Source organism: Adonisia turfae CCMR0081, from assembly GCF_011009555.1.
GTDB lineage: Bacteria > Cyanobacteriota > Cyanobacteriia > Phormidesmidales > Phormidesmidaceae > Leptothoe > Leptothoe turfae.
In genome coordinates this window covers 3925944-3940889 of sequence record NZ_QXHD01000004.1, presented here as the reverse complement: position 1 = coordinate 3940889, position 14946 = coordinate 3925944, and the positions used below count along the sequence as shown (strand labels likewise).

At 50.4% G+C, this 14946-nt stretch carries 11 protein-coding genes and 1 pseudogene; 6 read left to right on the top strand and 6 right to left on the bottom strand.

Going from position 1 to position 14946, the window contains the following annotated elements; genetic code table 11:
* The first annotated feature begins 1573 nt into the window (after positions 1-1573).
* Positions 1574-1810, top strand: coding sequence for a hypothetical protein (locus DXZ20_RS21030; RefSeq protein ID WP_006519698.1), 237 nt, complete (start codon positions 1574-1576; stop codon positions 1808-1810).
* A 111-nt stretch (positions 1811-1921) separates the two neighbouring features.
* Here DXZ20_RS21030 and DXZ20_RS21025 read toward each other — a convergent pair.
* Positions 1922-2017, bottom strand: a pseudogene (locus DXZ20_RS21025) (heavy metal-binding domain-containing protein); the annotation flags it as partial.
* A 102-nt stretch (positions 2018-2119) separates the two neighbouring features.
* Between DXZ20_RS21025 and DXZ20_RS21020 the strand changes: the two are divergent.
* The 3 genes from DXZ20_RS21020 (at position 2120) to DXZ20_RS21010 (ending at position 5449) form a co-directional block, all read left to right on the top strand.
* On the top strand, positions 2120-3301 hold the full coding sequence (locus DXZ20_RS21020; protein ID WP_163670864.1) for a tetratricopeptide repeat protein: 1182 nt from the start codon (positions 2120-2122) through the stop codon (positions 3299-3301).
* A 211-nt stretch (positions 3302-3512) separates the two neighbouring features.
* Entirely contained in the window at positions 3513-4061 is a 549-nt protein-coding gene (locus DXZ20_RS21015) for a DUF4334 domain-containing protein (protein WP_163700401.1), read from the top strand.
* Between the two features lie 182 nt (positions 4062-4243).
* Positions 4244-5449 (top strand): hypothetical protein, encoded by a 1206-nt coding sequence (locus DXZ20_RS21010; protein ID WP_163700400.1) that lies wholly within the window; start codon positions 4244-4246, stop codon positions 5447-5449.
* Positions 5450-5589: 140 nt separating this feature from the next.
* On the opposite strand, the gene DXZ20_RS21005 is transcribed toward DXZ20_RS21010, so the two are convergent.
* The 3 genes from DXZ20_RS21005 to rppA all read right to left on the bottom strand — a co-directional run bounded on the left by DXZ20_RS21005 (position 5590) and on the right by rppA (position 8391).
* On the bottom strand, positions 5590-6120 hold the full coding sequence (locus DXZ20_RS21005; protein WP_163700398.1) for a hypothetical protein: 531 nt from the start codon (positions 6118-6120) through the stop codon (positions 5590-5592).
* Positions 6121-6263: 143 nt separating this feature from the next.
* Positions 6264-7655: a two-component system sensor histidine kinase RppB gene (gene rppB / locus DXZ20_RS21000; RefSeq protein WP_163700395.1), complete on the bottom strand. Its 1392-nt coding sequence runs from the start codon at positions 7653-7655 to the stop codon at positions 6264-6266.
* A 46-nt stretch (positions 7656-7701) separates the two neighbouring features.
* A complete protein-coding gene (rppA, locus tag DXZ20_RS20995) occupies positions 7702-8391 on the bottom strand; it encodes a two-component system response regulator RppA (protein ID WP_163670855.1) in 690 nt (229 codons plus the stop codon).
* A gap of 117 nt (positions 8392-8508) precedes the next feature.
* Between rppA and DXZ20_RS20990 the strand changes: the two genes are divergently transcribed.
* Both DXZ20_RS20990 and DXZ20_RS20985 read left to right on the top strand, forming a co-directional pair.
* A complete protein-coding gene (locus tag DXZ20_RS20990; protein ID WP_163670853.1) occupies positions 8509-9129 on the top strand; it encodes a permuted SH3 domain-containing protein in 621 nt (206 codons plus the stop codon).
* Positions 9130-9153: 24 nt separating this feature from the next.
* A complete protein-coding gene (locus DXZ20_RS20985) occupies positions 9154-12267 on the top strand; it encodes an efflux RND transporter permease subunit (protein WP_163700392.1) in 3114 nt (1037 codons plus the stop codon).
* Positions 12268-12278: 11 nt separating this feature from the next.
* Here DXZ20_RS20985 and DXZ20_RS20980 read toward each other — a convergent pair whose 3' ends face one another.
* Together DXZ20_RS20980 and DXZ20_RS20975 are read right to left on the bottom strand one after the other, a co-directional pair.
* Complete coding sequence (locus DXZ20_RS20980; RefSeq protein WP_163700389.1) at positions 12279-13373, bottom strand: tetratricopeptide repeat protein; 1095 nt, start codon at positions 13371-13373, stop codon at positions 12279-12281.
* Positions 13374-13615: 242 nt separating this feature from the next.
* Positions 13616-14851 carry a glycosyltransferase gene (locus DXZ20_RS20975; protein ID WP_163700387.1) on the bottom strand — a complete coding sequence of 412 codons (1236 nt, stop codon included), beginning with the start codon at positions 14849-14851 and terminating at the stop codon, positions 13616-13618.
* Positions 14852-14946: the final 95 nt, after the last annotated feature.

The following is a 14946-nucleotide window of genomic DNA, read 5'->3' as shown; positions in this document are numbered from 1 at the left end:
CGAAAGAGTGACTACAGGGGCCTTATCAACAACCGCTTGACGGAGTTTATGCGTCATTTTTTGCACATCATTTTGTTCAAATTTAGCTCTTTAGCAATCTGTTGATTGGAGAGGTTAAGCCCCATTAGATATAAGCAGACAACCCAGACTCGAAGCGGCTGATGACGCCCTGAAAAGATGCTTTTCGTCAGGTCATCAAAATCTCTCTCACAGTCATGACAATGATAACGATGACGCTCAGGATATTTCTTAACCCAGGTACAGAGCTATTTCGCCATTTAGTCAGAAGTTGCGCAAGTGAAATCAGGTTCTAAGCATTGTACAATAAGGTCTAGAGGGTGGTTTGTTAAGGCACATTGTACCCATGTAAATTGACATAGAAGTATTGACTACTGGGTTGTACAGGCTATGATTGTAGCCATGTCTGTTGAAGGTGTGCTCAATCGCAATTCAGAAGAAAAGTGTACGCTGCGTACGTCCTAACTGCTGCCAAGATTACGTTGCCTACAGCCGGCCAACATCAAGCATTTGAGTCATTTTTTCTATTGGTGTAGTGTACCCAGTAAGTGCTCATAAAAAAACGACCTCTATTCCATATGGGGCAAAGGTTTAATGCCATTTTTGCTTGCGCAACTTCCGTTTAGTCTATCCCTTCAGGCCACAGACCTCCCTGAATTCCATATTGAGCCTTATTTTTATTGTGTCTTGGTGCGTTCTAATAGTTGCTTGGCTTTTTACGGTCTTGCCTGAACTTGTAAACCCAGCCTGATCAGAGCAGCATTAACTGCCCGATCACTAGCTTCTTGGTTCAGGAGAATACCTTAGGTCATGCTCGTGCGCTCAAAGTGTTGAACGATTCAGGCCACTCTAAGGTGGTTGTGCTTGGCTGCAATATCTATGCCCAGGGCTACGAGCTAATGAGTTGACGAGGGACTAGAGTGCGGAGAAAGTTGAAAGATGTAGGAAATGAAGATGAGAGCAGGACAGTTGCCCCTGTCCTGACTCTCTAGGCAATCCTTCACGTACAAAAGGATTGCCTAGAGAAAACTACACTCAAGACGCCCTTGACAGTTAGGGAAGCGAACCCATTGTAGAGGTAACCCCTGGTGCATAGCCATGGTAACGCATCAGTAATGTTACGGTTGCGTGTGACATCAGTGTAATATCGGCATTGTCATGCACCCGTAACGATGCAGTCACAGGGACAGACGTCCTCCATGAAACTCATCGCCTCGCAGTGGCTTTCGGGGGTAAGATCGCGCAGAACCAGCCGCAACTTTCGAAGACATTCAGCAGTCAAGTTGAAAGGGTGCTCACCAAATTCTAAATTCTGAATGATCCCATCTGCATCCCTATAACAGTCTGCATTACTGTGCTTGTACTATGCCCGTGTTTCAGAACAAAACATTCGACTCTTTATAAGGAAAGCTGAGAACCTTCAATCTTTAAATAAGATTGGCGGGACTATTTCCGATGCCACCCATGCCGAGCGTTGCAGATCTGCCCTAACCCTCGCCCCGGATAATGCGTTGGGGGTGGCGTAGATCTGGGCGTTGTTCATTCATAAGGACCAATGGCAAAAGGCAGACCCGGAGGCAACCCCAACATTACAGAATATGGGTTTAAGCAAAAATATGAGTGGTCAGAGCCATGCACAGAAAAGATGACGATTCGAATGCCGCCCAGCATGAAACAGGCAATCAAAGACGGTAGAATAAAGAACTGGCAAGAAATAGCAAGGCAAGCAATTGCTGAGGACTTAGGCTGGCTTGATAGCGAGGCCAATGAAACCCCTGCGGATAGCGACTGAAGTGACAGTTTTTAGTTTTAGCGCTTGTGGGGCTGTGACAATTAAGTCAAATTTAGTTCAATCCTGGACCCCAAGCCCTGAAAGTTATGCAAATCAGGCTTCTTAGACACAGAGCATATTACTACCATAAATCACCTCAGCGGTGACGATTCCCAAATACTGTTTAATATTTTTCCCTTGAAGTGTATCGGTAGTTGCTAAAATCATTGACTATCCCATTAGCAGCACCGTCATATTAAGACACAAACTCTGGGTAGCGTTCTGCCAGCTGAATGCAGAATTATTTGAGTCAGTGAGGAGTCTACATCAATGTCAATGGTTACTACACCCATGGGACTATCGCCCGCACCAAAATTAAGGCTAGTGGCCACCCTTGCTGGGATGCTTTGGCTTTTGCCGGTGGCGGCGAATGCGGTTGAGCCCCCTGATGTTTTGCTGGCTCAAAGTGAAGCGCTTGAGGAAATTCAGCAGGAAACTCAGCTGACGGAGCTGTCGGATGCGGACGAGGAACGGCTGGGGGAACTGCTGCGGGTGGCCCAGCAAAATGTGGATAACGAAAACTATTCAGCTGCGATCGCAGCCTACCAAGAGGCCCTGGCCATTGATCGTAATAATGCGCGGCTTTATTCAGGTATTGGCTATCTCCAGATTCTGAAGGGGGACTATCAGCTAGCGGTAGAGAGCTATCGCCAGGCCATTGATCGCGATAGTCGCAATGTGTCATTCCGGTATGGGTTGGCCCACGGTCTTTATCAGGCAGAGCGCTATGCCGAGGCAGCAGATGCCTACCGTACGATTACGCGCATGGCTCCCAGTGAGGCCAATGCTTATTTGGGGCTGGGCAATATGTTGCTGAGGCAGAATGAGTATGATCTGGCACTCAATGCATTGGAAGAAGCTGCTCGCCTGGCACCTAATAATGCCCAGGTGTATGAGGCAATTGGTCTCCTTTACTTGCAGCAAGAACGTTTTGAGGATGCATTAGAGCCGTTGCAACGGGCGTTACGGATTGATAGTAACCGGGGTAGTATCCATGGCAACCTGGCTAAAATTTGGATTTACCAGGGTCGGGAACGTCAAGCGGAGGAATCTTTGCGACGTGCGATTTCAGCGAACCCTCGGGATTGGGAAAGTCATTATCAGCTAGCGCTGATCATGCAGGAGCGAGGTGATAATGCTGCAGCATTTATTCATTTTGAGGAAACGATTGAGGCGAACCCTAGTTTTGTGCCAGCTCAGGCAGAGTTTGGGTCGATGCTGCTAGAGCGAGAGCAGTATATTCGAGCAGTCATTTCATATCGACAAATTGTTCGTCAGTTTCCTGAGGATGCGGGTGCTCGGTATAACCTAGGTTTGGCATTATGGGGACAGGGCCGACGAGAAGCCGCTGTTGATTCTTTGCAAAAAGCTCGCCGACTGTATGAGCAACAGGAGAATGAAGCTGAAGTTGAGCGCGCAACATCTTTGCTAAATGCCTGGGGCGTTGAGTAGACGTAATCATTGCCATTAGCCAAAATCTTCCAAGATGAAATATGGGTAATAGGATTCTGGACAGGTGCCTGTAAATGTCGCAGGGCAACCACAAAGGATTGCCCCTACAGAATTGGCTATTTTCGATCAGGGCTACTGAATTTGAATTTAGCATGGGATATCCTAAACCAATCCTGTTGGCTATCTCGGTTAACCCGACCCAACAAAAATAATGGAAACCCCAGAAAACCGTCAGGCAATTCTTCAAACGGGCAAAACCACCACCGAAAAAGCCTTGCAGCTATTCGATTCTCTAGACCCCATCAATCTGGAGTTTATGATTGGTCGCTGGCAAGGCTCTGGACTGCACACCTCCCACCCTATGGATGGCATGCTAGAAGCATCCAACTGGTACGGAAAAGAATTTATCGACCCTGAGACCGTACATCCCTTGTTGTTTTTAGATGGCCAGGGAGAGATTATTAAAGTTGCCCCCCAGCCCATGGCGATGAAATGGGCTTTGAACATGCCAGGCATCAAGAGTGATTTTATGAAACCACTGCTGGGTCTATCCACCTCGTTGCTGAAAACAGAACAAAGTCAGGCTAGACTGCGCATGATGGAATACCGTGGCAAAGTCAGCGCCACGATGATTTATGACTATCTGCCTATTAATGACACCTTTAGGAAGTTAAATGATAGTACTGTGTTGGGGCTGATGGACTTTAAAGAGTCGCCTCAGCCGTTCTTTTTTATGCTTAGAAGAGACTCTGGAGAGTAAGCGATAAACTCAGAGCTTTCCTCCTTATTCGAGTGTGCCAATTAGATAGGCGCATGTCCGTTAACTCATTACTCTGTTAGCCTGCATATCATAATTATCAATGGGTGGATAGAGGGGAACTACAAGAGATTGCCCCTACAGAATTATCCATTGTTAATCGGGTTTACCGAATTGGATTTGGTATGAAAAGAATTTTCTGTGCGCTGCTGTTGCTGTTCATTCTGTTGACTGGTTTTGTACAACCAGCATCCGCAGCAAATACAGCCCCTGACTATAACGACATCTCCCTATTAAGAACCCATGTTCTTACGATAGATGACCTGGAATCAAGGGATGTGTTATCTCCTGAGGTGGGCAACGCGCAGCGACAGTTCTATGCAGACCAGGCATCAAACATTCGGGGTGAAACCATTGCCGTCAATGATCTACGCCACTGGAATCAGTTTAAAGCAATTTTCCGTATTCAAGTAATCGTCAGGGTGCTGGCCGTTATGGTGAGCGTATTAGGCACGGGGTTACTCTGCTTTGGGGTGATTAAAGAGCTTTTCCAAATTCTGTCGGGCCTTGTCTTGACCGTTGCCGTGTCAATTATAGAATTCCTGAAAAAGATACCCATTACCGCATATAAAGTTCTCTTCTGTGGAGTGGGGGCCGGTTTAATGTTTTTGCAAAAGGGACTCACCCTAAATTTTTTCGGCGCGGTCATCTTCTTTTTAAGCCTGCTCTTACTCCATAGCCAGGAGAACTGGAAAACGTTCTTTCAAGGGGTTGGAAAAGATATCAAATTTGTGTCCGGTACCTGCTGCGCGGTCTATGCCGGGGCAGCCTGGTGGAACCAGAGTATTACCCTGGGGGTGCTGGCATCCCTAGCATTTGTGGCCTACTTTGGGTTTATTTTGTTAGCGGGGCCATTGACCATCATCATCGGGTTTGACAGCACTGATAAAGCTGGTCAGGGCACCTTTGCCGCTGCCTGTTTAATCCTGTTTGGCCTGGGTCTCACCCAGCACTATTTACCCAGATCGCTGGATGTGTTTCAAACCGGTGCTTTATTCACTGGCACATTTGTCTATTTTGTGGGGATGCTAATTCTGTCGTCTAAGTGGGTGGCGAAGGAAAAGTATTGGCTACGAAACGTTGTTACCTGTCTCAGTGGTCCCCTATTGATCGCAGTGGCCACATCTCTGGACTTAGGTGTAGTCAATGCGATCGCAGGCACCTTTTTCGTCATTTTCCTTATGGATAAATACGTGGAATTTTGCACCCTGTGGGTGAAGAACACCATCGGCTTCGGCGCAGCCCTCCTGGGTACTGGGCTCCTGGGCTTTGGCCTGATGAAGGTATTGGATATATATCCCCAATATTTTATGGTTAATCTGCTGTCTTAGCGACGCATCGTAGCAATGACAACGAGGGATTGTCCCCTACAGACTGGGCTCTTTGTAATCATATCCACCGGCTTGCAAGCCTAGTTGCCCAAACCATTCGTTCTAGGGAAACGCCGTAATTCGGTCTCCCTATCATTTAATTAGTCCTCAGAAATAAACTGCCAGGTCTCATCTAATCTGAAATGGCTCCACAAATTAAACCGCAGATTATCGGGACTCGCTTGTACAAAGCCAGTATTTCCATGGGGGTGAACGCCAGTCCACAGACGCAGACCCTGGTCATCAATGCCATTGGCGGCAGGGCCAGGAGCCTCAATGCGTTCAATGCGAAACCAGCCAATGCGTCGGGGAGTTTCTAACGTTTCTCCTGTCATCACCTGTGCTGCCACTTGGTCAAAGGCAGGACGGGAAAACCCGTAAGCTATCCTCAGCGGCCAGTTAAATACAATGATAGAAACCACCATGATGAGTGATACCGCCGCCTGTTGTCGAAAGCGCTTTTGAGACTGAAGATCAGGAATTATCCTCAGTGCCATGATCAGGATTGCTACGAACGCAGCAGCAAAAAAGCCAAGAAAACGGATCGAATGAATTTCTAGCGGTTTTAGGGATAGGAGAATAAGAAGGGTTGGTGGCAGTGCTACCATACTCCAGACTAAAAAGCGTTTCATGATGCGATTCAAATTGACAATGATATCGGTTACTTCATTGTGAGTGTATCGAAATCTTGTCAATCCCAACTTGTGGCGATTTTTTAACTGACTTTCTAACGGTGCACCTTATGGGCGGCCTCAACTCATCAGGCAACAATTTTCTAGTGCGCCCCATGGGCAGCAAGGCAAGAAAAATGGATGGTGAACAGGCTACCCTGGCCCATAACACTTTCAACGGTGAGGGTTCCTCGGTGGCGCGAGACAATGGCCTGGGCGATGGCTAACCCTAAGCCGGTTCCTCCTGTTTTGCGATCGCGTCCCCCATCCACTCGATAAAAACGCTCAAAAATTCGGGGCTGTTCCGTTTTTGGAATGCCCGTACCCGTATCTTTAACTGTGATCATAGCGGTGCGATCGCTAGCTGTTAAATCAACAGCAACAACCCCATAGGCAGGTGTGTGGCGAATCGCATTGTCAATTAAATTCGCCACCAATCGGTAAAGTTGAGATTCCTGACCCGATACATACAGCTCATCACTGGGCAGCTGACAAGTTAGATCCACATTGGCAGTCATTGCCAGTTCCTGGTATTCCTCCGTCAGATCGGTGATCAGATCATTGAGACAACAAGGTTTAAAGGAGGAGGCCGAAGCCGCTTGTTCCAGGCTAGTCAGCAGCAGTAGATCTGCAATCAGCTGACTCAGACGCCGTCCCTGCCGTTCGATGGTTTGTAATCTGGGGGGAATCTCCTGAAGCTGAGCTGGGGATAGGCGTAGGGTGGCCTCCACTGTGGCTAATAGGCTAGCTAGGGGCGATCTCAGTTCGTGGGCTGCATTGGCCGTGAACTGTTGCTGCTGCTGGTAAGACCGATAAATGGGCTGCATAGCTACCCCTGACAGTCCCCAACTAGAGACCACCACCAGCCCCAGGGTGAGGGGTAACCCTAACGCTAGGGTCCAGCGAATCCGTTGAGTTTCTGCATCAAAATCCGCCAGGGTGCGGCCAATTTGCAAATAGCCCCAGGAGGCATGGGTATGAACCTCATTTGAACCGGAATGGCCATGGGCAGCGCCATGCAAAACCGTCGTGAACTGATGGTAGCGAGGTCCATTCTCTACCTGGAGCGTTTGCCATGGGGCAGGATTCAGATCCTGAGGTTGCTGGGGTTGGTTGGGGGAAAAGGCCAACAGCTGGCCCCGGCGGTCGAACAGGCGTACGTAATATGTGGTGCGATCGCTCACCCCCATCGTATGGCGCTCGATCAGAGTGGGACTATCATCGCAAGGTTGATTGGCCAGGCACAGATCTGGAAAAATCTGTTGTAGCACGGTGGCCGGTGTTGCCGATGCAGGCAGCATGGGTTCCAAACTGTCGTGTAATGTCCCCGCGATGGATTCAATTTCTCGCTCCAGTGCTCCCCAGCGCGCTTGAAAGAGGGCACGATACATCACCAACCCCGACAGACTTAAAATGCCACCCATCACCAGGGCATACCACAGGGCTAACCGCAGACGACTGCGGCGAAATAACTGTTGACTTATGCTGGTTTTCATAAAGCTAACCGCAGACGACTGCGGCGAAATAACTGTTGGCTAGTCTTCATGGAACGAACCGATAACCCTGGCCTGGCACTGTTTCAATGGGACAGTCACAATGGTGGCGGGCTAACTTGCGGCGCAGCAAGCGCATTTGGGCGGCAACAACATTGCTCACGGGTTCCTCGTCCAAATCCCACAGCTGTTGGCGAATCTTACTGCCGGAGAGAATGCGATTTGGGTTTTGCATCAGATAGGCCAGCACCTGGAATTCTTTTGTCGTTAACGGAATTGCCTGTTGGGGCTGATCCTCCAGGTCAACTTGCAGGGTGGTATTGGCATCATTCAGGGTAAATGGCCCTACCGTCAGCTGTTGGGGTCGCCACTGGGGTGAACGTCGTTGCAACGCCCGCAACCTTGCCAGCAACTCCGCCATGACAAAGGGTTTCACTAAATAATCATCGGCTCCAGCGTCCAAGCCAGCAATCCGATTTTCTGCTTGTCCCAGGGCTGTCAACATCAGGATGGGCAACGGATTTTGCTGTGCTCTGACACGTTGGCATAGCTCTAAGCCTGAGAGTTTCGGCAGTAGCCAATCGAAAATTGCCACCGTGTAATCGGTCCACTGGCTTTCTAGAAAGTTCCAGGCCTGCCCACCGTCCGTGACCCAATCCACGACGTACTTTTCGTCCATCAGCACTTGCTTAATCGCCTGACCCAGATCTTCTTCGTCTTCTACCAGCAGCACCCGCATAACACGACGGCAATCAACTACGAGCCAATACTACCGAAGTTGTGTCCATTTCACCTCGATTTCATCTGCCCTATGGCACTCTGTGGAAGCTTTTATCAGATACCGTTGGGAGGTTATATGAAATTCGTTTTGTTGTTTAGTTCACTACTGGCCTTGAGCTTCTCTATCGCTCCTCCTGGGGCACTTGCCCATGTGGGTCATGGGGATGAATTCCAGGCAACGGGCGGCGTGAACCGTGTGGAAATCAATGCTGAAACCGACCCGCTGCTCGGGATTCAGGTAGCCCCAATTGAACCTGCCACCGATGGCAGCGCCGCTGTCCTAATTCCGGTGACGGCCCTTGTGGACGATAACGGTCGGCAATTGGTGTTTGTGCAGTATGAAAGTTTCTACGAACCGGTGGATGTGGTCACTGGCCCTACCCAGGGCGAACTGATTGAAATCACCGCAGGTCTATCAGTGGGTGAGCAACTGGTCATCCAGGGCAGTCTGTCGCTCTATGCCGAATCACGCAAAACCCAGGCCGCCACTGGCTTAGAAACCGATGGGGCTTCTCCAACCGCCGTCGCCCAAACCATTGAAACTCTTGAAACTTCAGAGCAACCTGTTGCTCAGGTTAGTGCCGACCAGTCCGGTGGTCTGCCGCTAAAAGCGTTGGCCACAGGCGGAGTCATTTTTGTGGGAAGTGCGATCGCACTGCTAGTCAGCAGTCGCAACAAGAAAAAAGAACTCCTCTAATCAGGCAGACGCCCTCAGATCACTATGTTGAACTCGATTCTGGATCGAATCCTAAAAAACTCCATTGCCCAACGATGGCTCATCGTAATGTTGGCCATTATCGTCACCCTTTGGGGAGCGTTTAGCATCACCCAGATGCCGCTGGATGTCTTTCCCCCCTTTGCCCCACCGCAGGTGGATATTCAAACGGAAGCCATTGGGTTAGCCCCCGAGGAAGTAGAAACCCAGATTACGGTGCCTATGGAAAGTGCCGTAAATGGTCTGCCAGGGGTGACCACCGTGAGATCGTCTTCCAAGGTAGGTCTGTCTATGGTGCAGGTGATATTTGAGCAAAACGCTGACATCTACAGAGCCCGTCAGGCCGTTACAGAACGCCTGCAACAGGTGGCCAACCAGCTCCCCGAGGGAACCCATCCCCCTGAGATTTCTCCCCTCGTTTCTCCCTTGGGCACTATTCTGCAGTATGCCTTTACCGTAGAAGACACCGGGCAAACCTCACTGATGGAGCTACGCCGTTTGGTAGAGGTCACCCTCAGCAACCAGATTCTCTCAGTACCCGGTGTTTCTCAGGTAACCGTTTACGGCGGTGAAGAGCGTCAGCAGCAGGTCTTAGTTGACCCAGAACAGCTGCGGGCGCTCAATCTCTCCCTCAACGATGTGACCAAGGCGGCCCAGGCTGCCAATGCCAATGCGCCGGGCGGTTTTCTAATTGGCGGTGGCCAGGAACTGCTGGTGCGCGGTATCGGTCAGGTGCAGTCCATTGCCGATTTGCAACAGTCTGTGGTGAAGGTTCAGGACGGTGAACCAATTCTGTTGCGGGATGTGGCCCAGGTGCAAACCGGGGCAGCCCTCAAGCGCGGCGATGCTAGCTTTAACGGCCAGCCCGCAGTGGTGTTGATGATCAACAAACAGCCGGATGTGGACACACCCACAGTCACTAAGGCTGTGGAAGCTGTCATGGCGTCTTTGCAGCCCACTTTTCCCACGGATGTGCAGGTGGTGCGTACCTTCCGTCAGTCCAACTTTATTGACTCTGCCATTCGCAATGTCAGCGGCTCCCTGGTGCAGGGCATCATCATTGTCTCGGTGATTATGCTGCTGTTTTTAATGAACTGGCGTACGGCGATTATCACCCTGAGTGCTATTCCCCTATCCTTGCTCATTGGTTTGTTGTTTATGAAGACCTTTGGCCTGGGCATCAACACCATGACCCTGGGGGGACTGGTGGTAGCCATTGGTTCCGTGGTGGATGACGCCATTGTGGATATGGAGAACTGCTATCGCGGTCTACGGCGCAACCAGGCCGAGGGCGGTCCTAAATCTCCTTTTCAGGTGGTTTACGAAACCTCGGTACAGGTGCGGCTGGCGGTGATTTTCTCCACGGTGATCATTGTGGTGGTGTTTGCTCCCATTTTTAGCCTGACGGGTGTGGAAGGGCGTATCTTTGCTCCCATGGGCTTGGCCTATCTGTTCTCCATTGCGGCCTCCACACTGGTGGCCATGACCCTTTCTCCAGCACTCTGTGCGATTCTCCTGGCAAATCAGCCCCTGCCCCAGGAGGGGACTTGGGTATCGCGCTGGGTGGAGCGGCTGTACCGCCCGTTGTTAAATCTCTCCATCAGAGCACCCCAGCTGATTTTGGCAGGGGCATTGGCGGCACTGGTGGCAACGGTGACTGTGGTGCCCTCCCTGGGGAGAGTGTTCTTACCCGAGTTTCAAGAGAAATCTCTTGTGAACTCCATGGTGTTGTTTCCCGGTATCTCACTGGATATTACCCATGGTGCAGGCAATGCCTTAGCGACGTCTCTCCAGGACAACCCTTTATATGAATGGGTGCAGGTACGGGCGGGACGGGCACCGGGGGATGCAGATGGTGCCGGGGTGAACATGGCCCATGTGGATATTGAACTGAGTGATCTGGCCCTGAGCGATCGAGACGCCAGCGTGCAAGAACTACGGGAGACGTTTCTTAAGCTGCCTGGTGTGGCACCGAATATTGGCGGGTTTATCTCCCACCGGATGGATGAGGTGCTGTCTGGGGTGAGGAGTGCGATCGCAATCAAAATCTTTGGCTCTGACCTGGCAGAATTACGCAGTATCGGTGAACAGGTGCGCGATGTAATCGAACCTATTGCAGGTGTAGTCGACTTGCAGCTAGAACCTCAGCTCCCCATTCGCCAGGTACACATTCAGTACAACCGCGAAGCCGCCGCCACCTACGGCCTCAATATGGCCGCCATCTCAGAGCTGGTGGAAACAGCCCTAAACGGGCGTATAGTCTCCCAAATACCTGAAAACCAACAACTGATTGACATTATCGTCGGTCTTCAAGACTCTGCTCGCAATAGCCTGGACGCGATTCGAGCAATCCCCCTCTCCACACCCACTGGAGAGAGCATTCCGCTGGAGACCGTAGCCACCGTAGACTACGGTATGGGGGCGAATGTGGTGAATCGAGAAGATGTATCTCGACTGATTGTGGTATCAGCCAATGTAGCCGAGCGAGATTTAGGTAGCGTTGTCGGCGATATTCAGACCCAGATTCGCCAAAATGTGACTCTGCCCAATGGCTACTTTATCCAGTATGGCGGTCAGTTTGAATCTGAGCAGCGGGCTACCAACAGTTTGCTGGTGTATAGCCTCCTGGCGGCCATCGCCATTGCCGTACTGATGTTTTTCTCAGTCAAATCTCTACCGGCCACTGTGGCTATTATGGTCAATCTGCCCTTAGCGCTGGTGGGTGGGATTGTTTCCATGCTGTTGACGGGGGGGGTTATGTCCGTTGCCTCACTGATCGGTTTTATTACCCTGTTTGGTGTGGCCGTACGCAACGGATTGTTGCTGGTGGATAACTACAACAGAAAATTTGCCCAGGGAATGCATTCCAAAGATGTGATTGCCCAGGGGGCTTTAGAGCGAGTCAATGCCATTTTGATGACGGCCCTCACCTCTGCCCTGGGAATGCTGCCCCTGGCCCTGGCAAGCGGAGCCGGGAACGAAATTCTACAGCCGCTAGCCATTGTTGTGTTGGGTGGTTTGTTTACATCTACGGCCCTCACACTACTGGTGCTTCCCGCCCTCTATGCCCAGTTTGGTCGATGGTTAGTCCCTGGTCTTAAACAGATTAAAGAGACTTAAGTTGAGGAGACTTAAACTGCGAGAAGGTTGAGAATCTGTTGTGCTTTGCAAATATGTCCCTGCTCAAACAGGGCGTCAGCCAGGGCATGGTATGTATCGGCAACCTTCTCTGTATAGGCCCGGAGCAAGGTTCTGTCCGTGAAATCTTGACGGATCTCTTCTTGTACCTTCACTGCTTGCCCATAGAAGAGAATGGTCAGTTCCGGTTGTTCTTGAGACTTAAACAAGAATCCTAAATTTCTCAATGTGTTTTCTTCCCCTCGCCGGTCGCCAATCTCGCGAGCGATCGCAAGCCGTTGCTGATAACATTCTACGGCTTCTTCATAGTGTCCCAGGTTGCGATACCCTACGCCTAAGTTTCCCAGAGCATTGCCTTCCCCCTGTTGGTCACCCAGCTCAACCGTAATTACCAGCTGTTGTCCATAGAGGTCGATGGCCCGCCCATAATCCCCCAGTTTTAGATAGGCATTGCCCAGATTTCCGAGGGTATCGCTTTCTCCAGGGCGATCGGTAATTTCACGGGCGATCGCAAGTCGTTTATAATAAACTTCAATCGCCTGTTCATAGTGCCCCAGGGCAAAATAAGCATTGCCCAAATTTCCCAGTGCTTTACCATGCTCCACCTGGTCCCCGAGTCCACAAACAATCACCAGCCGCTGCCTATACAGTTGAATCGCCCGCTGCTGCTGCCCCAAGCTAAAGTAAACACTGCCCAAATTGCCGAGGACTCTTCCTTCTCGCTTTTGATCGCCAATGTCACGCACAATGGCTAAACTCTTTTCGTAGCAATCAATCGCCCGCTCATACTGCCCCAAACTGTTATACACCAGACCCAGATTTCCCAGCACTCTACCTTCACCGGGTCGATCTCCAAGTTCGCTGGAAATATTGAGTGCCAACTGCCAGGTTTTAAGGGCCGTCCCCAATAGACTTGCCTGATACTGTTCAATGCCTTGCTGCATTAGCTCGTCTACTTTTAGCCGAACAGCAGCACGGTAGTTGACTGTTTTCTTTGCCTTCCCATCCTGGGTTGCCTGGGCTAAGGTATCAAATGCAATGGCTGGCAGTACCGTTGCGGAGATAGTTTTGAGGATAGGTAAACCCATGGGTAAGTCTCAAAAAGGACTGCCCAGTAATTACATGAGACTGGTTTAATATTCCGAACCCATGGCCGTAGCTGTTACTAATCAAAACAAAACTATGACTAATAAGAGCCCTTGTTGTTTTTCTTGTAAAGGTGCTTGAAAATTTCAGGGGTGATGTGGCAAGACATTTGCTCATTATCAAGCCTTGAGAGAATTTAAGCTAAAAATTACTGGCTAGGGTAGTTCTACTAAGCCAGCAGTGGTTAACTTTTCTCTTGAGAATTTGTTTTCTTCACTTGGGTCACACGCCAGCTCAGCTTTAGGTTCATCCAGAAATTCCAGGCGGTAACGACTGCGATCGCAATCAAGTTTGCTAAATATCGATATTGCTGCCCAAAGATGACGTTAAAGATCAGGTTCAGCAGCAGCACGTTTAGCACCAACCCCGACAGGCAGACCACATTAAATTTAAGGAATCGTTTGAGCCGGGCTCCCCAACCCTGTTGCGATCGCGAAATGTCTGCAAAGGTCCAGGCATCATTCCACAAAAAGTTATTTAAAATCGCCACTTCTCCCGCCACAATTTTGCTGCGGGTTAACCCCCAGGCCAGGGTGCTTGGGTCACTCAGCAAATAGAGCACCGCCATATCCACAAACACGCCGCTCAGCCCCACCAGGCCAAACCGCAAAAATCGACCGATGGGAAATTTCTGACGGATGCGGGCAATGCGACCCTGAGATCGCAACCGTACCAAATGGCCCAAATACTCCACATACTGTTTCCAGGTGACTTTGCTTTCTCCTGCCTTACGCTCTTGGAAAACATAGCCCACCTCGGCAATGTCGCCCACATGGCCGCGACCAATCACCTCCAGCAGGATTTTGTAGCCCAGGGGGTTGAGGGTATGGCCAGCAATGGCGCTGCGACGCACCATAAAATAACCGCTCATGGGGTCGCTCACCCGACCGACAACCCTGGGTAAAATCAACAGCCCCAACATCTGCGCCCCGCGCGACAAAAAACGCCGCAACGGGCTCCAGTCACTGACGCCACCCCCTTCAATATGACGGCTGGCCACGGATAGATCAGCCCCATCTTGCACATGGTTCACCATTTGCTTCAGGGTCTCAGGTGGGTGCTGTAGATCCGCATCGATGACGCCTAAAATTTCTCCCTGCGCCACCTGCCAGCCTCGGATTACCGCTGACGATAACCCTCGTTCTTCCTGCCGCCGCATCACCCGTAGCTGGGGATAGTGAGATGTGAGCTTTTGGGCCACTTCCCAAGTTTTATCGGGGCTGTCATCGTCCACTACAATCAGCTCGTACTGGTCTGGCAACAGATTGTCCAGTAGCGCCACCAGGTGCGCCACCAGCTTGCCGACATTCTTGCTTTCGTTATAGGTGGGAATAACCAGAGAAAAGGGTAGATTCGCAGGGGTAGATGCGATCCTTAGCGGCCCTTGGGGAGGCTTAACCAGCTCAGAGATATAAGTCATCGATAAATATCTACAGGAGATATAGCTGTTGCTGATTTAGAGGATGAATTGCTCCGTAAAACTTGCTAAAAGCCTAAATTTGACAGATGGAATCA

What these genes read in the sequence shown, in the direction of transcription:
- DXZ20_RS21005 (WP_163700398.1), bottom strand. Translation starts at nt 6,120, where the DNA reads ATGAAACGCTTTTTAGTCTGGAGTATGGTAGCACTGCCACCAACCCTT.
- DXZ20_RS20975 (WP_163700387.1), bottom strand. Translation starts at nt 14,851, where the DNA reads ATGACTTATATCTCTGAGCTGGTTAAGCCTCCCCAAGGGCCGCTAAGG.
- DXZ20_RS20990 (WP_163670853.1), top strand. Translation starts at nt 8,509, where the DNA reads ATGAAATTCGTTTTGTTGTTTAGTTCACTACTGGCCTTGAGCTTCTCT.
- rppA (WP_163670855.1), bottom strand. Translation starts at nt 8,391, where the DNA reads ATGCGGGTGCTGCTGGTAGAAGACGAAGAAGATCTGGGTCAGGCGATT.
- rppB (WP_163700395.1), bottom strand. Translation starts at nt 7,655, where the DNA reads ATGAAAACCAGCATAAGTCAACAGTTATTTCGCCGCAGTCGTCTGCGG.
- DXZ20_RS21020 (WP_163670864.1), top strand. Translation starts at nt 2,120, where the DNA reads ATGTCAATGGTTACTACACCCATGGGACTATCGCCCGCACCAAAATTA.
- DXZ20_RS21015 (WP_163700401.1), top strand. Translation starts at nt 3,513, where the DNA reads ATGGAAACCCCAGAAAACCGTCAGGCAATTCTTCAAACGGGCAAAACC.
- DXZ20_RS21010 (WP_163700400.1), top strand. Translation starts at nt 4,244, where the DNA reads ATGAAAAGAATTTTCTGTGCGCTGCTGTTGCTGTTCATTCTGTTGACT.
- DXZ20_RS20980 (WP_163700389.1), bottom strand. Translation starts at nt 13,373, where the DNA reads ATGGGTTTACCTATCCTCAAAACTATCTCCGCAACGGTACTGCCAGCC.
- DXZ20_RS20985 (WP_163700392.1), top strand. Translation starts at nt 9,154, where the DNA reads ATGTTGAACTCGATTCTGGATCGAATCCTAAAAAACTCCATTGCCCAA.
- DXZ20_RS21030 (WP_006519698.1), top strand. Translation starts at nt 1,574, where the DNA reads ATGGCAAAAGGCAGACCCGGAGGCAACCCCAACATTACAGAATATGGG.